This window comes from Methylocystis sp. S23 (genome assembly GCF_054106005.1).
The window spans coordinates 701,851-720,909 of sequence record NZ_CM134185.1; the positions used below are offsets into that span (position 1 = coordinate 701,851).

Consider the following 19,059-nt stretch of genomic DNA (forward strand, 5'->3'; position numbering starts at 1 on the left):
GGACCATGATGACCAAAGCTCTCCATTCGACCGCTCTATCGAGCGGCGTCCTGCTCGCTTGCACGCTTCCGCTCGCCGCGCAGACGCCGCTGCCGCCGATCGAGGTCCGCGCGCCCAAGGCCTTCGAGCTCGGCCAGATCAAGGTCGGCGAACGTCGCCTCGCGACGCCGACAAAGATCGCGCAACCCGCCCCGGCCGCGCCCGCCGGCGGCGGGTCGGCTCCTCCGCCGGCGGGGGAAACGGATAATGCGCCGACGCCGAAGCAGCATACGGACGCCTTTGGCGGCTACACGGTCACCAACAGGCAGATGGAGACTTTCGCCCGCGAGACGCTCGACCGCTCCATCAATATCGCGCCCGGCGTCAACGCCCAGACGACCGGCGGCTCGCGCAACGAACAAAATATCTATGTCCGCGGCTTTGATCGCTGGCAGGTTCCGATGACGATCGACGGCGTCCGCGTCTATCTGCCGGTCGACAACCGCCTCGATTTCGCGCGCTTCCTCACGCCCGACATCGCCGAAGTGCAGATCGCCAAGGGCTATGTCTCGGTGCTCGACGGCCCCGGCGGCATGGGCGGCCAGATCAACATGGTCTCCCGCAAGCCGTCTCGCGAGATCGAAGCCGAATTCCGCAGCCGTCTCGAGCTCGGGCGCGACGGAACCTATCAGGGCGTGCGCAATTATGGCGTCGTCGGCGCGAAGAAGGATTTTTACTACGCTCAGCTCAGCGGCGCCTGGCAAAAATTCGACGGATGGCTTCTGCCCGCGAGTTATGTGGCGATGCCGAACCAGGGCTGGGGCTTCCGCGGCCAGACCTATACGCAGGACTACAGCGTCAACGCCAAGGTCGGCGTCACGCCGAACAACACGGACGAATATTCGTTCACTTTCACGCGCCAGGACGGCGTGAAGGGCGCGCCTCTGCATGTCTACGACCCCGTCGCCTCGCAGCGCTATTGGAAATGGCCCTATTGGCGGGTGCAGAATCTGTATTTCCTCTCGAAGACCGCGCTCGGCGACGCGTCCTATGTCAAGACGCGCGGTTATTGGAGCAAGTTCGAGAACGCGCTCTCCTCCTGGGACGATCCCGGCTACAACGTCCAGTCGCTGCCGAAATCCTTCGACAGCAAATATTCCGATTACGCGCTCGGCGCCGAGGTGGAGGCGGGAACGAGCTTCGGCGACATCGACACGCTGAAGGGCCTCTTCTTCTACCGGCTCGATACGCATACCGAGTGGCAGAACAGTTATGGCGTGAATTACCAGAACACGCGCGCGGGCTGCCGCCCCAACATCCCCTGCTCGTCACAGCCAGTGATCGCGAGCATGGAGGACACTTATTCGGTCGCAGTGGAGAACACGCTCCATCCGCTGAAGAATGTCGATGTCGTCGGCGGCTTCAGCTATGACTGGCGTCACCTGCGGCAGGCGCAGGGCTTCGCGCTTCCGCAGGGCGTCGTCAATTACACGCCGCAGGACATGAGCGCGCCGAACTATCAGGGCGCGATCATCTGGCGCTATAATGAGAAGGACGGCGACCGCCTCTATTTCAACGTCTCGGACCGTGTCCGCTATCCGACGCTCTTCGAGCGCTTCAGCACGCGCTTCGGCGGGGCGACCTCCAATCCCGGCCTCCAGCCGGAACGGGCGCTCAACTACGATCTCGGCTGGTCGAGCCAGTTCGCGACCAATGCGCGCGTCTCCGTCGATCTCTTCTATAGCTTCGTTCAGAACCTGATTCAGAACGTCCCGGTTCCGGCTTTCGGACCGAACGTCACGCAGTCGCAAAATGTCGGCGACGGCCGCTTCGCCGGCGCGGAGGTCTCGGCCGACTACCAGCCGCGCGACGATTTCTCGCTCGGCGGCAATCTGACGGTCATGCACCGGAAGGTCAATGCGCCCTATATCCCCAATTTCCAGCCCATCGGCGTGCCGGACATCAAGCTGTTCCTCTATGCCGGCTATCGACCGATTCCGGAAGTCACCCTCACGCCCAGCATCGAAATGGCGAGCGCGCGCTGGACGTCCATCACCAACGGGCAATGGTATTACCGCACGGGCGCCTATTTCCTGACCAACTTCAACGCCGACTATCAGGTGACGAACAACGTCAAGGTCACCGCGGGCGTCCGCAATCTTTTCGATCAGCTCTACTCGCTCGTCGATGGCTATCCCGAGCCCGGACGCAGCATGTATCTCGCCGTGAAGGCGACCTTCTGATCGCCCGCGCAGTAGGAAAGGGCGGCGTTTCCATGATGCCGCCCTTCCATATCCTCGCGCCGGCGCGCCTTCCGCCGCCGGAGAGCGCGCGCTCAGGCGGGGCGCGCGCCGGTGCGGATGATCGTCCCGACATGCTCGCCGCGCAACGCGGCGGTGAGCCGGCCCGGCGCGAGTCCGTTCACGAGCTGCACGCGCTCGAGATGGCGCGCGGTCGCCATCACTTCGAGGAGCGCGCGGTCGAAGGGCAGCGTCCCTTCAAGCTTCGCGAGGTCGGCGGCGCTCGTCTCGCCGAGCAATTGCGCTTCTTCCCCGTGAGGGCCCCTGGGATCGTTCGTATATACCCCATCCACGTCCTCCACGATCGTCAGTCCGGCCGCTCCGAGCGCGTCGGCGAGCAGGAAGGCGCCCGTGTCGGCCCGGTGAGGCGGAATGCGCGATGTCGGGAACTCATGGTGATGATAAGGCGGAAAGCCGCTCCCCACGACCGCGCGGGCCGCGGTGAGATGGATGGCGAGCTGGCTCGCAATGGTCGGGTGCTCGACATAGGAGACGCCCTCCGGCGCGAGCAGCGATGCGAGAATGTGGCCGTTCTGGCCGGCCTCGCTCGCGGCGAGCGGGGCCAGCGATCCCACGGGCAGGCCGAGATCGAGTCCGACGCCGTAGAGATGGCGGGCGCGCACGCCGGCGCCGGTCAGAATGAGCATGCGGTGCTCGGGCAGGAGCTTCCGAATCTCCTCCACGATCGGCAGGATCGCGTCGCGGCCGCGATCCATGATGGAGCGGCCGCCGATCTTCACGACCTGCAGCCAGGGAAGGAGGCGGATCGGGCGGCCGCCGGCGACGGGCCGGGTCAGCTCGCTGTCGAGAAGGGTCTGGCGCGCGAGCGGCGAGGCGACGTGCTTGATGCTGTTGGCGGTGTCGGTCATGACGACTCTCTAGCTCGCGGTGACGATGGTGCCGACATGTTCGCCGGCGAGCGCGCGGGTCAGATTGCCCGGGACAAGGCCGTTCACGACCTGCACCTGGCGGACGTGGCGCGCCGCCTTGAGCAGATCGAGCGCCGGGAACTCGAGGATCGAATCGTGCAGCCCCCGCGCCTTCATCTCGTCCACCGAGATTTTGGGGATGAATTTGGCGTCCTTCGCGGTTTTCGGATTCGCGGTGAAGAGGCCGTCCTCGTCCTTTACATAGATCATCGCCTTGCAGCCGAACTGCTCGGCGAGGAGGAAGCATCCGGCGTCGGTGCGGTAGGGCGGAATGACGCCCTCCTGGGCGGGGCGCATCCAGAGATTATAAGGCGGCATGCCGCTGAAGACGACGGCGTTGACCTCGGCGAGATAGAGCGGGACCGCCGAGAGGGCCGCCCCGTCGACGGCGGAGATCCCGTATTTCGCGAGGAGCTGGCCCAGCATCGCGGCGTTCTGATCGGCGACCGAGGCGCCGAGCTGCGAGAGCACGCCCGCCGGCAAGCCGAGCCCCGCCGCAATCGAATAGAGGTGCCGCGCCCTCGTGCCCGCGCCGGTCCCGATCAGCAGCTTATGGGCCTTTCGGGCCTCGACGATCTCGTCGACGAGCGGATAGACGGCCGCGCGGCCGCGATCGATGACGCTCTGCCCGCCGATCTTGACCACCGTCGCGTCCGGAAGGATCCGGAAGTCCGCCGCCGCCTCCGCCGCGGAGAGAAGCTGCGAGTCGGTCAGCGACCGCTGCATGAGGAGCGCCTCGAGCTCCTCCGTCGTGTTGGCCATGGGCGCGCCTTTCGCGAGCAGGAAGAAATTGAAATTAAGCGGTCCGCGCTATCGCGGCATGATCTGCGATTCCGGTATAGCGTCGCGCTTCTATTCGCAATATGCGAAAATTGCGCTCGCTTTTCTTTGGCGCGCCGCCATCCGCGAAATCCGCGCGGGGCCTCGCGCAAAAAACATCGCGCCGCGCCGAAACGCTCAATAGTCGGACAATCCGGGAGGTAGAGGACAATGCGCGAAGACGGGCCGGCCTTCTTTTTTCGCGCGACGAGCCGCGCATTCGGCGACATGATCGTCGCGCGCCGCGGCCAGGCCGCGCTCGTCGGCGGCCTCTGCGCGCAAGCCTTCGACCTTTTCGAGAAGAACGTCGCCAACCAGACCGAGGGGGCGCCGGCGATCGCATGCCAAGGAGAGTGCGCGGCCTGCTGCCGCCTGCGAGTCGTTGCGACGGCGCCTGAAATCTTCTTGCTGGCGCGCTTCGTGTCTCACAATGCGGCGGCGTTCGAAGCGCAGGGAATAATGCTGTCCCGGCGCATCGGCGAAGCGGCCCGGTCTGTCGGCGGCCTCGGCGAACTCGACCGCATGGCCGAAAGGCGCGACTGTTCCTTTATCGAAAAAGGGCTCTGCCTCGCTTATCGGCTCAGGCCTCTCGCATGCCGCGGGCACGCCGCCTTCGACCGGCAGGCGTGCGTTTCCGCCGCCGAGGGCGGCGGAGAAGACGCCGCGATATCGGAGCCCCATCTCGTGGTGCGCAGCCTCGTGCAAAACGCGCTCATGAATGCGCTGCGCGAGGCGAAGCTGGCCTGGGGCCTGTACGAGGTCACGCTGGCGCTCGACCTGACTCTCAAGGCTCCGCGCACGATCGAGGCCTGGCTGCAAGGCGATGATCCGCTCGCGCCGGCGTTGCTCCCGGATTTCAGCTATGAAGAGGCGGCGGCGCTTTTCGACGCGGTCGCGCCCGGATGAGCGCCGGGCCGATTGGAAAGCTTCGCCGCCGCCGAATTTTAATGAGCTTTCGGGGCTCTCAGCGCCTCCAATTGCGCAAGAGAGATGCGGAACATCCCGCGCCCGCCGCAACGCGCCTGATATTTGTCGCCGACCCGAGCGCAGAGCTTCTTGAACCATTCATCCTTGGCCAGGCCCTCGGGACATTCCGCGATTTCCCAAACCGTCCCATCGGGCCTGAACCGCACATGGATCAGAACCGCGGCGTCTTCCAGAGAAACGGCGCGGGAGAAAACATCGGGATGCTCCTCGGCTGCAAGGGCGCCCTGGGGCGTGTCCGCCGGCTTGACATGCGGAGTTGCTCCAAATGCGATTCAGCCATCGATCATCTCCGTCTTGCGAGCGCTGCGCCGCGCCACATCGTTATATAGACAAGATATATAGACAATATGTTTGCGCTTTTGCCAAGCACAAAAGCGCATGTTCGGTCTTTTTCGGCGGCCGATTGACGGGCACGCCATTCATTCGCGCGCCGCTCCACGGGAGCGATCCGGAGGGCGCGACAGAGCGCGCCATGATCAGCTCCAACAGGATGAACGCCCCGACGCCGGGCGTAAGCGCGGGGCGTTTTGTTCCTTCGCTTCCGGGACGGGCTTAGAGCGGTCCAAGTCCCAATCCCAACAAGCCGCCGCCATCGAATCCCATGCCGAACAATCCGCCGTCGCCGGCATAGCCGTAATAGCCCGGCGTCGCGCAACCATAGGCCGGGTAGCCGCCATATGCGTATGTCGCCGGCCTCATATATCCGTAATGGACCCTGCGGTGATTATGCCAGTCCCTGTGCCAGCCGGAATGCCAGCCATAATGCCGCGCCGTCCGGTGATGCGCCTCGGCGACGCTCGAATAGCCGACGCCCGCGCAAGTCACGACGGCCGCCGCCAGAGCCAAAGTTTTGATCCGATTCGAGGCCATGCCTTCCTCCCGATAAAAATCTCGCAATGGCCCGCGCCGGAGCGATCGACTCCCGCGGCGCCAAAGCCAGCGATTCGACGTCATGTCGAGATTTGGGGCCAACTCGGCGTGAAAGCCGCTTTGTCAAGCGAGGCGGCAGCGAATCCCGTGAGCGAGGCTCAACCTCGCGGGCGCTTCCGCGCGTCCGTTCAAAGCCTTCTTTCAATCTTCCCTTTGTACGGCGACTATGGAGGCCGAGCCTGCTCGGCGCCTCGCTCCTGCTTTCCAGAGGCTTTATGGTTTAGCGGCGGCTTTTGACGCGCCGCGGCCGTCCGCGCGCAAAGCGGCCGATGACGCGTAAGATCAGGCTGGCTGAAAGAGCCCGCTTTTTCGTTTCGCCAACGGAGGGGATTGCGTGAGCCACGAACATCATCATCACCCTGCTGGGAGCCCCGCCGCGAGGCATGAACATCTTCGGGCGCCCGCGCCGCAAGTCGCCGGCGCGGAGACGCGTCCTCCTTCTCTCGACGCATCCGAGGGCGTGATCTACACATGCCCCATGCATCCGCAAATCCGCCAGACGGGGCCCGGAAATTGCCCGATCTGCGGAATGGCTCTCGAGCCGGCCGTCGCCTCCGCCGATTCGCAGCCAAGCGCCGAGCTCGCGGATATGACGCGGCGCTTCTGGGTCGGCCTCGCCCTCACAATCCCTGTCTTCGCGCTGGAGATGGGCGGACATTTCTTCAATCTCCATCATCTCCTTCCGTCCAATATTTCGACCTGGGCGCAATTCGCGCTCGCGACCCCCGTGGTGCTTTGGGCCGGCTGGCCGTTCTTCGTTCGGGGCGCGCAGTCGCTCGCCACGCGCAATCTCAACATGTTCACGCTGATCGCCATGGGCACGGGCGTGGCGTGGGTTTACAGCGTCGTCGCCACTCTGGCGCCCTCGATCTTTCCTCCGACCTTCCGAGCCGCCGGGAACGCCGTGCCGATCTATTTCGAAGCGGCGGCGGTCATCACCGTGCTCGTGCTTCTGGGGCAGGTTCTCGAACTTCGCGCGAGAGAGCAGACGGGCGGCGCCATTCGCGCCCTTCTCGATCTCGCTCCCGTCACGGCGAAGCGGGTCAAGGAAGATGGGACGGATGAAGAGGTCGCGCTCGACCAAGTGCATGTCGGCGATCGGCTAAGGGTGCGTCCCGGCGAGAAGGTTCCCGTCGACGGCGTGCTTGTCGAGGGCCGCAGCGCCGTCGATGAATCATTGGTCACGGGCGAGTCCATGCCGGTCTCCAAGAGCGTCGGAGACGCGGTCATCGGCGGCGCGCTCAACCAGACCGGAAGCTTCGTGATGCGCGCCGAGAAGGTCGGCAAGGACACGATGCTTTCGCGCATCGTCGACATGGTCGCTTCGGCGCAGCGAAGCCGCGCGCCCATCCAGCGCCTCGCCGATCAGGTTTCGGGCTGGTTCGTCCCGCTCGTCATTCTCGTGGCGCTCCTCGCCTTCGCCGCCTGGGCGATCTGGGGGCCCGAACCTCGCATGAGCTATGGCCTCATCGCGGCGGTGTCCGTGCTCATCATCGCCTGCCCCTGCGCGCTCGGCCTCGCGACGCCCATGTCCGTCATGGTGGGCGTGGGACGCGGCGCGCAGTCCGGCGTGCTCATCAAGAACGCCGAGGCACTGGAGCGCTTCGAGAAGGTCGACACTCTCGTCGTCGACAAGACCGGGACTCTGACGGAAGGCAAGCCGCGCGTCACGGCGATACGTCCCGCGGCCGGCCTCTCGGAGAATGAGCTTCTGGGCGTCGCCGCAAGCCTCGAGCGCGCGAGCGAGCATCCTCTGGCGGTCGCGATCGTCCAGGCGGCGCTCGAAAGAAGCCTGCCTCTCGCCGAGGCCGCGGAGTTCGACTCGCCCGTCGGAAAGGGCGTAACCGGGCGTATCGACGCGCGCTTCGTCGCAATCGGCAATCGGCGCTTTCTCGAGGAGCTCGGAATCGATCCCGGGCCTCTGGAGGACGAGGCCGAGCGCCTTCGCCAGGACGGAGCGACGGCGATCTTCGTCGCGATCGACGGCCGGGCGGCAGGCGTCATCGCGATCGCCGACCCCATCAAGGAGACGACCCCGGACGCCTTGAAGTCGCTTATCGAGGATGGCGTCTCAATCGTCATGCTGACGGGCGACAATTGGACCTCGGCGCGCGCGGTCGCGAAGCGGCTTGGCATAACGGAGGTCGAGGCGGAAATTCTACCCGAACATAAGAGCCAGGTTGTCGCGCGCCTTCGTCAGGCGGGCCGAATCGTCGCAATGGCCGGCGACGGCGTGAACGACGCCCCCGCGCTCGCCGCCGCGGATGTCGGCGTCGCCATGGGCACGGGCACGGACGTCGCTATCGAGAGCGCGGGAGTCACCCTGCTGAAAGGCGACTTGCGCGGCATCGTCCGCGGCCGCCGGCTTTCCCGAGCGACCATGCGCAATATCCGCGAGAATCTGTTCTTCGCCTTCATCTATAACGCGGCCGGCGTGCCGGTTGCGGCGGGCGCCCTCTATCCCGCCTTCGGCCTGCTGCTCTCGCCCACCATCGCCGCCGCCGCCATGGCGCTATCCTCGGTCAGCGTGGTGGCGAATTCGCTGCGGCTGCGCCAGGCGGAAATTGAGCCGAAACGCCTTTTGGAAGCGCCGCCCTTTCCGGGCGCCGCATAGAGCGCGCTGGCTTTTCGTAAAAAGGCGCGCTCTAAACCTTTAGAGGCGATCACGTTAACTGCGTTTAGGCGAATCGCCTAAACGCAGCGCGATCTAGCCAGGAATCACGCCACCGTTTTGTTCTACGCGCGAGTATCATTAGACGACGCGACAGCCTTGACTCGCCTTTACGAAAAAACGAACGCCGGCCGAACGGCTCGCACAACCGTTCAGCCGGCGCTCGCTACTTATTGATCATTGCGCGTCTGCCTTAACGGCAAACCCACTCCCAACCATTCACGGCGTCCCATTCCCAGCACACATTATGAACATGGCCCCGTCCTTGGGACTCGCTCCAATCTCGGTGGCCGTGCCGCCAATGCCCCCCGATATGCGGCATGGCGCTGTGCCGGCGATGTTCCTCGCTCTGAGCCATCGCCGGCAAGGTTGCCGCAAGCAGGAACGCGGCGGCGATGAGTGCGCTCTTAGACATCTTTTTCTCCTTGGATAGTAGGCTCCGGCGACGTGTAAGGTCACACGGGTTCCTTATTTGGCTCTTCGAAGCTCTCCGAGTAGACGCGCATTTATGAGTCGGCTAACTCGGCGGCCTCCGCGGTCGATCCTTAGAGAATCGGCGGGCGGAGCCCAGGAGAGACAGAACGTCCAAAAATTTCTGGACTGACAGGAAACGCGGACATTTTTAGCGAATCGGCGTATACGGCGATGGCCCCAGCGAACATTGGCGGCAATGCGACCGCGCCGCAAAGGTTGGGAGAACAATCGTTCGGAGAAGCGATCCCTTCCGAAGCATGAGGGAAAACGCAATCGCCGGCGCTCATCCCCGCGCAATGATGACCCGTTGGAGCGGCGAGAGCGGCAACTCCCGCTCCCCCAAAGATCGTGACGACGAAAAGGGTAAACATGAGGCGGCGCGCCGCCCGGACGATCATCCACGCTCTTGCCAAAATGGCGAAGCAGCATGCATTTTTATGCATTCGTTCCGACATGGAAGCCCCCCCTTCCGCGACTGCAAGTCACACGGTTAACGAAGCGGACCGTGTGGACGAAGCCCCTCTTCCAAAAGAAGAGACTTCTCACCCGGATGAACGCGATTGAGACCTCGTTCCTCCTTTTCGCCCCCGCGAAAAGCGCCGGCGTTCGTCGGCAGCCCAATTCCTTTCGCCAAAGCATAAATCGCCGGAATGACGAGGAGCGTCAGCAAAGTGGAGGAGACCATGCCGCCGATCATCGGAACGGCGATGCGCTGCATGACCTCCGACCCAGCGCCCGTGCTCCAGAGGATCGGCACCAGGCCGGCCATGATCGCGAAGACCGTCATCATCTTGGGACGGACGCGCTCTACGGCGCCGAGCATGATGGCCTCGCGAAGGTCGGTCTTCGTGAAGGCCCTCCCCTCCTCGGCGCATCGGTCGGCGATCTCCCGCCGCGCGGCGTCGAGATAGATGAGCATGACGACGCCGGTCTCGGCCGCGACGCCGGCAAGCGCGATGAATCCGACGCCCACGGCGACGGACATGTTGAAATTCATCAGCCACATCAGCCAGACGCCGCCGACAAGGGAGAATGGCAGGGACAGCATGACGATGAGCGTCTCGGCGACCTTGCGGAAATTCAGATAGAGCAGCAGAAAGATGATGGAGAGAGTCACCGGCACGACGATGCGCATGCGCGCCTGCGCGCGTTCCAGATATTCGAATTGCCCGCTCCAAACCGCATAGGAGCCGGCGGGGAACTCGATGGCCTCGGCGACGGCTTTCCGCGCCTCCGTCACGAAGCCGCCAATGTCGCGATCCCGGATATCCACGAAGATATAGACCGCGAGCTGGCCGTTCTCCGTGCGGATCGAGGTGGGCCCGCGAACCAGCTCCACCTTCGCGACTTCGCCGAGCGGGATGGTTCCGCCGCCGGGAAGCGGGATCAGCACGTCGCTCGCGATCGCGCGCGGGCTCGATCGGAAGTCGCGCGGATAGCGGATATTCACGCCATAGCGTTCTCGTCCTTCGACCGTCGTGGTCACGGTTTCGCCGCCAAGCGCGGTGGCGATCGTCGCCTGCACGTCGTCGATCATCAGCCCGTAACGCGCGAGCGCGGCGCGATCGGGGGAGATATCGAGATAATAGCCGCCCATGACGCGCTCGGCATAGGCCGAGGAGGCGCCGCGAACGCTTTTGACGACCTTCTCGACCTGGCGCGCGAGCCCTTCGAGCTGCGCAAGATCGCGCCCCATGATCTTCACGCCGACCGGCGTCCGGATGCCGGTCGCGAGCATGTCGATGCGGTTGCGGATCGGCATGGTCCAGGCGTTGGAGACGCCGGGAAACTGCAGCGCGGCGTCCATCTCCGCGATCAGGCCGTCGATCGTGACGCCCGGCCGCCATTCTTCCTTCGGCTTGAGATCGATCACGGTTTCGAACATTTCGAGCGGCGCCGGGTCGGTCGCGGTCGCGGCGCGGCCCGCCTTGCCGAAGGCCGATTTCACTTCCGGAAAGGATTTGATGATCCGGTCCTGCGTCTGCAGCAACTGCGCGGCCTTGGTTACGGAAAGGCCCGGCAGCGTCGTCGGCATGTAGAGCAGCGCGCCCTCGTTGAGCGCCGGCATGAATTCCGAACCGAGCTGGCGCGCGGGCATGATCGTGAAGGCGACCGCCGCGACCGCCAGAAGGACCGTCGGGATCTTCGCGCGCATCACGAGGCGGATGACCGGCCGGTAGACATAGATCAGCGCGCGATTGACCGGGTTTCTTTCCTCCGAAACGATCTTGCCGCGCACGAAAATGACCATCAGCGCCGGCACGAGCGTGACCGACAGCAGCGCGGCCGAGGCCATGGCGAAGGTCTTCGTGTAGGCGAGCGGGCTGAACAGGCGGCCTTCCTGCGATTCCAGCGCGAAGATCGGCAGGAAGGAAACCGTGATGATGAGCAGGCTGAAGAAGAGCGCCGGACCGACCTCGGTCGCCGCGTCGATCAGGACATCGACGCGCGGAGTTTCCGGCGAGGCCCGCTCCAGCCGCTTATGCGCGTTCTCGATCATGACGATGGCCGCGTCGACCATCGCGCCGATGGCGATGGCGATGCCGCCCAGGCTCATAATGTTGGAGGCGAGCCCGAGCGCCTTCATCGCGGCGAAGGCCGTCAGCACGCCGACCGGCAGCATGACGATAGCGACCAGCGCGCTGCGAACATGCAGGAGAAAGACGACGCAAACGAGCGCGACGATGACGCTTTCCTCGATCAGCGCGCTGCGCAAGGTCTCGATCGCGGCATGGATGAGCTCGGAGCGATCATAGACCGGGACGATCTCGACTCCCTTGGGCAGGCTCGGGGCGATCTGCGCCAAGGCCGTCTTGACATTGTCGATGACCGTCAGCGCGTTCGCGCCGTAGCGCTGAAGCGCGACGCCGCTCGCCACCTCGCCTTCGCCATTGAGCTCGGCGACGCCGCGGCGTTCGTCCGGGCCGAGCTCGACGCGCGCCACATCCTTCAGGAGGAGCGGCGTTCCGCCGCCGGCGCGCAGCACGATGTTTTCAAGATCGGCGACGCCCTTCAGATAGCCGCGTCCGCGCACGATGAATTCGAATTCCGAGAGTTCGACCGTGCGGCCGCCGACATCGGCGTTGCTGGCGCGAACGGCGTCGCGAATGCGCGAGAGCGGGATGTTGAGCGCGCGCAGGCGATTGGGATCGACGATGACATTATATTGGCGGACGAACCCTCCGACGCTCGCGACCTCCGCCACGCCTTCGGCCCTTGCGAGCCCGTAGCGGAGCGTCCAATCCTGAAGCGTGCGCAATTCGGCGAGGGTCATCTCCTTGGCGACGAGCGCATATTGATAGACCCAGCCGACGCCCGTGGCGTCGGGTCCGAGCACTGGCGCGGCGCCCGCCGGCAAGCGCTTGGTCGCGGCGCTCAAATATTCGAGCACGCGCGAGCGCGCCCAATAGACGTCGACGCCGTCCTCGAAAATCACATAGACGAAGGAGACGCCGAAAAAGGAGAAGCCGCGCACCACTCTGGAGCGCGGCAAGGTGAGCATGGCGCTGGTCAGCGGATAGGTGACCTGATCCTCGACCACCTGCGGCGCCTGGCCCGGATATTCCGTGTAGACGATGGCCTGCACGTCCGAGAGATCGGGAATGGCGTCGAGCGGCAGGGTGCGCAGCGAATAGACGCCCGCCGCGATCGCGAAGGCGGTTCCGATGAAAACGAGCAGGAGATTGCGCGCCGACCAGGCGATCAGACGGCCGATCATTTCGCGGCCTCGCCATGATCGAGCGCCTGCAGCGCCGCCTTGAGATTGCTTTCGGCGTCGATGAGGAAATTGGCGGCGGTCACCACCCTTTCGCCCTCGGCGACGCCGCTCGCAATCTCCGCATAGCCGTCGCCGCGCCGGCCAATCCGGACCTCGCGCGGCTCGAAACGGCCCTCGCCCCTGTCGAGGATCACCACCTGCCGCTTGCCGGCGTCGATGACGGCGCTTTCCGGCGCGGCGAGAACCTTCTCCTTACCGCCTGTCTCGATTTCCACATCGGCGAACATGTCGCCCAGCAGGCGCCCCTCCGGATTGGGGAGTTCGATGCGGATCCGCGCCGTGCGCGTCTCCATGTTCAGATGCGGATAAATGAGCGCGACGCGCCCTTTGAGGGGACGGCCCGGATAGGACCTTGCGCGGATGACCGCCGCCTGCCCGGGCTCCACGGATTCGACGTCGCGCTCGGCGATGTCGGCCAAAATCCAGACGACGCTGTGGTCGACGATTCGAAACAGCGTCTCGCCCGGCGCGGCGCGCATCCCGCTCAGCGCCGTTCGCTCGACTACATGACCGTCCCGCGGCGCGGGCCAGGGGATCACGCGCGGGACGCGGCGACTGCGGGCGATGGCGGCGATGGCGGCGTCGTCGAGGCCGAGATTGGCGAGGCGCCGCCGCGCGCCTTCCGCCCGCGCCGCCGAATGCGCGTTGAGCACGGCGACATATTCCGCCGCCGCGCTCGACAGGTCGGGCCCATAGACGCGCATGAGCGGCTCGCCCTTGCGGACATAATCCCCCTCCGCGACCTTCTCGACGGATTCGATGAAGCCCTCGAAGCGCAGGGAAACGACCGACGTCCGGCGCGGATCGAATTCCACGCGGCCCGCCGCGCGAACCGGAACGGTCAGAGTCCGGCGCTCGACGGGCTCCGAGCGCACGCCCATCTTTTGCAGCTTGCCGGGGCTGATCGCGATCGTCGAGACGTCCTGCGACTCGTCCTCATAGACGGGCACATAGTCCATCCCCATCGGATCTTTCTTCGGCACGGGCGACGTATCCGGAAGGCCCATCGGATTGCGGTAGTAGCGAATGCGGCGCCCGGACGCCGGAAGCCGCGCGGCTTCCGGCGGCTTGTTCTCGAACGAGACGTCCTCGCTGGCGCGCACGGCGACATAATCCTTGCCCGCGGCGTTCTTTCGTGGCGCCGCGGAATAACGGGGCCCGTCAGGATCGCGGTAATAGATGACCGGCCCCGTCGCATGCGCATGCGGCCCGGCGGGGGCGCGGTCCGGAGCTTTCGCGCGCCACAGCCACAGGCCGGCGCCGCCGAGCGCCGTCAGGACGAGCGCCGCCAGGACGAGGGCTTTTGCGCGGCTCATAGCGAACCTCCCGCGAGACGTTCGAGGTCGGCGTATCTGCTCTGCTCCTCGACCCTCAAGGCGAGCAGCTCCAGCTCAACCGCGCGAAGCCGGCGTTCGGATTCGAGGAGGATCGCCAGGCTCGTCGCGCCGGCGTCGAAGCCGCTGCGCGCCGTTTCGACCGACAGCCGCGCGGGCGGCAATTGCCGCTGTTCGAAAATCTTGATCGCCTTGCGGACGGCCTCCAACCGATACCACGCCTCGGCGACGTCTCCGTCGAGCCGGATGCGAAGCGCCTCGTTGCGCGCCCGCGCGGCCCCGAGACTGGCGCTCGCCGCGCGCTGCTCGGCGTCCTTCGCCTCATATTGCAGCGGCACTTTGAAGCCGAGCAGAAACTGGCCGCTATCCTCGCCGACGGGCCGCTGCACATAAGTCGCGCCCAGCGTAATGTCCGGGTAGTAGTTCTTGTCGGTCAGCTCCTTTGTTCCCGTGGCGGAGCGAAGCTGCGCATGCGTCGCGGCAAGCTGAGGGTTCGACGACCGCGCGAGATCCTGAACGCCGGCAAGCGTCAATTTTGCTTTCAGCGGCGGGAATCCCCTGGAGGCTGCGAGCGGCGCGCGCGCATCGCGGCCGATCAGCGCGTTCAGGCGCGCGACGGCCGATTTGGCTTCCCCTTCCCGCCGCGCCACATCGGCGGCCGCGCTCGCCGCCTCGAGCTCGCCCTTGACGACCTCCTGCTGGTCGACCGAGCTTGCCCCGTAGCGCAGGCGAAGCAGCTCCAGAAGCTCATCGACGCGCCGCTTCAGCGACTTCGACAATTCCAAAGCGCGCTGGGCCGCGCAATATTGCGCATAGGCGGTCTTCACGCGAGCGACGAGATCGGTTTCCAACGCCTGGCTCTGATGCCGCGCCGCGTCGGCTTCCGCCTGGGCGACGCCTTTCTCCAATTCGGTCTTGCCCCATAGCCGGAACGTTTGTTCGACGCCGATCCAGCGCTGACCGACGCCCCGGCTGTTCACGTCCCAGGCTTGCAGCGTGACCGTGGGGTCCGGCTGAACCCCGGCGGCGCCCACCCGCTGCGACGCGGCGTCCGCATCGAGGACGGCCGCCGCAAGCTCGGGACTGAGCCTTCCGGCCAGAGCGACGACGCTCTCGACCGTGGCGCCCGGCAGGCTCCGCTCCGCCGCGAAAACAGGCGCGCCCACGGCGCCGGCCGCGAGGGAGACGGCGAAGAGGAGAGGAGACAATCGCCTCATGGCGTCGCCTTCAAGATCAGGCGGCCCTGGAGCGTTCCGGTCTCTCCCTGAATCTTCGCCGCGATGGAAATGCGCCAGCGTCCCTCGTCGCTCAGATCGACCTTGAACCGGTACAGGCCGGGCGCGGGGCTCTGCGCCAATTCGATCGCGCCCGTCATCGCTTCCATGTCGTCCGGCGCCATATCCAATCTGGCGGCGAAGATGACGGCGTCGCCGACCGGCTCGCCGTCCGGTTTGCGGACCAGCCGCACGTCGACGACGCCTTGCCCCTTTTTCGTCTGGGTTTGGACCAGCTCGAACGCATAGTCCTCCACGGCCGCGCGGGCATGGCCCATGCTTAGCGCGATGAAGGCCATCGCGCCGGCAAGCGGCGAAAAATGCTTTTGCATTCGCTTTCTCTCTCGCGTCGCTCGAAAGCGTCGCTGCGCGATGGGCGCTCGCCCCGGGAGGGGCGGCCGAGATGATAAGAGGAAGGCGCGGTCGCCTGGAAGCGCCAAGCGAAGCCTGTCGCCGACGCGTCCACGAAAGACGCGCGCCCCGGCGAGCGGGCGGCAACGGAACCTTAGAGAATGGGGGGACGAAGATCCGGCGGCGCCGACAAGCCGCGATACGCCGCGTCGTCGAATATCAGGCGCGCTTGCCCGACCGCCTTTATGTTTGTCGGCCTGAGGGCGAAGTGGGGCGTTAGCTGAAGCGCCCCGCAAATAAGAGAATCGCAATGAAGCGGCGCGGTCGCATGGTCTGCGGGATGGTCCGGGCAATCATCCGCCGCGGACATGGCCGCGCAGCTATGAGCCGACGGCGCGGCGAAGCCGGACGCCGCCCCTGACAGAGCGGCGATGACGACCATTGCGGAGACGATAAGGCGCAGCCAGCTCAACTTCATTGCGTTCTCCGGGGACGGAGAATAGCACGGCGAGGCTGGCCCGCAAGACGTCTCCCGCCTCCGGGCCGAGCCGGCGCTTGCTCGCGATATGGACTCGCCGCGCCTCTACAGCGTTTCGACGTCGCGGCGTCTTAAAGGCGGCAACTCGCTATCGCGCCTTTTGCTGATGCCTGCCCTGGGGCAAGGAGTCGGCGCTATCGGGAATTTTACTGGCTCCCTCGCGCTGGACCGCCGACCCATGCGTCCTGAAGGCCGCTACGTCCTTGCAATAGCCGTCGACACATTTCTGATTGTCGGCGCATATCCGGTCATTTTCGCAAGAAACCTCGGCATGGACCGCGGTCGACGCCAGAAGCGCGAATGCGAAAGCTGAGACAATGGATTTCATTTTCCCCCCATGGATTTTATCGCCGCCTTGAACACAACGCGCTCCGCTTGAGTTCGTTTCAACGACGGCGAGTTTTTAGACGAATTGTTAACGTTAACGCAGACGCCGCCAAAACGCGCCAATGCGCGGCCGAGAGCCTATCTGAAGAAGGCGATCGCCGCCATGAAGAAGACGGCTCCCGTCAAGAGCGCCGCCCACCCCCACCCTGGCAAGCCCGAGCGGCTCCGATCCTTGATCGCCGCTCGTTTCTCGCGCGTCGGCATATTGCGTTCGAAGCGCTGGATCCGGATCGACCGTCGCATCCCTCTCTCCACAGTTGCTGAATAAAAAGATAACATCCATGAGTTGTTAATTCCTTGTTCAAAAAGAATAGGCCGCGCGGCCTGCGTCAGGGATCAGTGGAGCCTCCGCTCCGCTTCTTTTTGTTGATTCCGTCGAAGGGCGCGCATAGCCTTCTTCCGAGTCGGCAGCGCCCGCCGGCACGAGAAACGCCCCGACCGCGGATGTAACGGCGGGGCGTTTTGCTTTGCCATTTCGGCCTGAAGGCCGCCTCTACGTCTTGCGAAAATATCCCGCCATTCCGACAAGGGCGAGCGGAAAGCCGATCATCAGCCCGATCAGCAGAAGAATGACCATCGCGCCCGGAAAGAAATAAAGGGCGAGAATCAAGAATAACAGCGTCCCGCCGAGAACGCGCACCGACTTTTCCTTATCCAGCTCCACGCGCATCGACGCTTGGGCGGTCGATTGCACCCACAGATGCGCCGGAGCAGCCTGATCAGACATCAACACGACTTCAATACGATCCTTGGGCGGCACAGCCATAGGATGACTCCTCCGTTCAGAATCGCCGCACTACGATAGGCTACCAGATTTTCCCCGCTTTTTAGGACAATGCGACAATATCGCATCGCCCGCGCCGTCCCGCCGGAAGCCCCCAGACACGCCACGGATTAAGTCAGCAAGACCGGCCCTGGCGCGCCGGCCCGGCGGATTTCTCCAAAACTCCTGGAACTGGCCCTCCCCTGGGAGCGTTCTGGGCCCGCAGCAAGCTTTAAGAGGAGCGCTTCCGGCGAAGCTCGGAAATTACCGCGCGGCGTCGATTCTGACCGCGCCTTCGACTCCCGTCGTAACGGCCTGACAAAAGGCGACGCCGTTGAACTGGTCCGAAGCAAAATCCGATCCGCAGCGAAGCTTCATGGTCAATTTCGGGCCGGTGCATCCGGCCGCGCATGGCGTGCTTCGATTGATACTGGAGCTCGATGGAGAGGTGGTTTTGAGAGCGGATCCGCATGTCGGGTTTTTGCACCGTGGAACTGAAAAATTGATAGAGGACAAAACCTATCTGCAAGCGCTGCCGTATTTCGACCGTCTAGACTATGTCGCGCCGATGAACCAGGAGCACGCTTTCTGTCTGGCGATCGAAAAGCTGCTGGAAATTGCCCCGCCCCCGCGTGGGCAGCTCATTCGTGTTCTCTTCTGCGAGATTGGCAGGCTGCTCTCGCATCTCTTGAACATCACCACCCAGGCCTCCGATGTGGGCGCCTTGACGCCCAATCTATGGGGCTTCGAGGAGCGCGAAAAGCTCATGGTCTTCTATGAGCGCGCTTCGGGCGCGCGGATGCATGCAAATTACTTCCGGGTCGGGGGCGTCCATCAGGATCTGCCGCAACGACTTTTGGAGGATATTTGCGCGTTTTGCGAGCCGTTCCTCAAAGTCTGCGACGACCTGGACGCCATTCTAGGCGAGAACCGCATTTTCAAAGAACGAAACGTCGGCATCGGGGAAATCACGCTCGAAGAGGCGTGGGCGCGAGGCTTTTCCGGCGTGATGATCCGGGCCTGCGGCGCTCCCTGGGACCTCCGCAAGGCGCAGCCCTACGAATGTTACGAAGCGCTCGATTTCGACATTCCCGTCGGGTCGCATGGCGATTGCTATGACCGCTATTGCGTGCGGATGGAGGAGATGCGCCAGTCCGTGCGGATAATGAAGCAATGCCTGGATAAGCTGCTGTCGCCGGAAGGCGCCGGGCCGGTCATGATCCAAAACGGCAAGATCGCGCCTCCAAACCGCCGCGTCATGAAACGATCGATGGAAGCGACGATCGAACAATTCAAGCTGTATTCCGAGGGCTTCCACGTTCCCGCAGGGGAAGTCTACGCGGCTGTCGAAGCGCCCAAGGGCGAGTTCGGCGTCTATCTGGTCTCGCAAGGGACAAACAAGCCTTACAGGTGCAAAATCCGGGCTCCTTCCTTCGCGAATCTGCAAGCCATGGACCGCCTCGCAAACGGCCACATGCTGGCTGACGTTTCAGCGATTGTCGGATCGCTTGACATCGTTTTTGGCGAAATTGACAGATAGACAAT

Annotated in this window: 13 protein-coding genes; 4 read left to right on the plus strand and 9 right to left on the minus strand. The window is 64.5% G+C overall.

The window, feature by feature from the left end; genetic code table 11:
• Window positions 1–5 precede the first annotated feature (5 nt).
• The gene (locus tag ACV7JP_RS03575) at window positions 6–2,222 is read left to right on the plus strand and encodes a TonB-dependent receptor plug domain-containing protein (protein ID WP_457797885.1); all 2,217 of its coding nucleotides are present in this window, start codon (window positions 6–8) and stop codon (window positions 2,220–2,222) included.
• Window positions 2,223–2,314: 92 nt separating this feature from the next.
• Here the strand turns inward: ACV7JP_RS03575 and ACV7JP_RS03580 are convergent, their stop codons facing one another.
• On the minus strand, window positions 2,315–3,148 hold the full coding sequence (locus ACV7JP_RS03580) for an amino acid kinase family protein (protein ID WP_457797886.1): 834 nt from the start codon (window positions 3,146–3,148) through the stop codon (window positions 2,315–2,317).
• A 9-nt stretch (window positions 3,149–3,157) separates the two neighbouring features.
• Entirely contained in the window at window positions 3,158–3,970 is an 813-nt protein-coding gene (locus ACV7JP_RS03585) for an amino acid kinase family protein (RefSeq protein WP_457797887.1), read from the minus strand.
• 228 nt (window positions 3,971–4,198) lie between these two features.
• On the opposite strand from ACV7JP_RS03585, the gene ACV7JP_RS03590 reads away from it, so the two are divergent.
• Window positions 4,199–4,933, plus strand: a complete 735-nt coding sequence (locus ACV7JP_RS03590; protein ID WP_457797888.1) for a YkgJ family cysteine cluster protein — start codon at window positions 4,199–4,201, stop codon at window positions 4,931–4,933.
• A gap of 633 nt (window positions 4,934–5,566) precedes the next feature.
• Here ACV7JP_RS03590 and ACV7JP_RS03595 read toward each other — a convergent pair.
• Entirely contained in the window at window positions 5,567–5,884 is a 318-nt protein-coding gene (locus ACV7JP_RS03595) for a hypothetical protein (protein ID WP_457797889.1), read from the minus strand.
• Window positions 5,885–6,278: 394 nt separating this feature from the next.
• Between ACV7JP_RS03595 and ACV7JP_RS03600 the strand changes: the two genes are divergently transcribed.
• Entirely contained in the window at window positions 6,279–8,558 is a 2,280-nt protein-coding gene (locus ACV7JP_RS03600) for a copper-transporting P-type ATPase (protein WP_457797890.1), read from the plus strand.
• Window positions 8,559–9,579: 1,021 nt separating this feature from the next.
• Here the strand turns inward: ACV7JP_RS03600 and ACV7JP_RS03605 are convergent.
• The 6 genes from ACV7JP_RS03605 to ACV7JP_RS03630 form a co-directional block, all read right to left on the minus strand.
• On the minus strand, window positions 9,580–12,807 hold the full coding sequence (locus ACV7JP_RS03605) for an efflux RND transporter permease subunit (protein WP_457797891.1): 3,228 nt from the start codon (window positions 12,805–12,807) through the stop codon (window positions 9,580–9,582).
• On the minus strand, window positions 12,804–14,183 hold the full coding sequence (locus ACV7JP_RS03610) for an efflux RND transporter periplasmic adaptor subunit (RefSeq protein ID WP_457797892.1): 1,380 nt from the start codon (window positions 14,181–14,183) through the stop codon (window positions 12,804–12,806). Before ACV7JP_RS03610 ends, ACV7JP_RS03605 begins: the two co-directional genes overlap by 4 nt.
• Window positions 14,180–15,418, minus strand: coding sequence for a TolC family protein (locus tag ACV7JP_RS03615; RefSeq protein ID WP_457797893.1), 1,239 nt, complete (start codon window positions 15,416–15,418; stop codon window positions 14,180–14,182). Before ACV7JP_RS03615 ends, ACV7JP_RS03610 begins: the two co-directional genes overlap by 4 nt.
• Window positions 15,415–15,774: a FixH family protein gene (locus ACV7JP_RS03620; protein WP_457797894.1), complete on the minus strand. Its 360-nt coding sequence runs from the start codon at window positions 15,772–15,774 to the stop codon at window positions 15,415–15,417. Before ACV7JP_RS03620 ends, ACV7JP_RS03615 begins: the two co-directional genes overlap by 4 nt.
• 1,055 nt (window positions 15,775–16,829) lie before the next feature.
• Complete coding sequence (locus ACV7JP_RS03625; RefSeq protein ID WP_457797895.1) at window positions 16,830–16,994, minus strand: hypothetical protein; 165 nt, start codon at window positions 16,992–16,994, stop codon at window positions 16,830–16,832.
• A 250-nt stretch (window positions 16,995–17,244) separates the two neighbouring features.
• Window positions 17,245–17,517 (minus strand): hypothetical protein, encoded by a 273-nt coding sequence (locus ACV7JP_RS03630; protein ID WP_457797896.1) that lies wholly within the window; start codon window positions 17,515–17,517, stop codon window positions 17,245–17,247.
• 373 nt (window positions 17,518–17,890) lie between these two features.
• Between ACV7JP_RS03630 and ACV7JP_RS03635 the strand changes: the two genes are divergently transcribed.
• Entirely contained in the window at window positions 17,891–19,054 is a 1,164-nt protein-coding gene (locus tag ACV7JP_RS03635) for an NADH-quinone oxidoreductase subunit D (RefSeq protein ID WP_457797897.1), read from the plus strand.
• The last annotated feature ends 5 nt before the right edge of the window (window positions 19,055–19,059 follow it).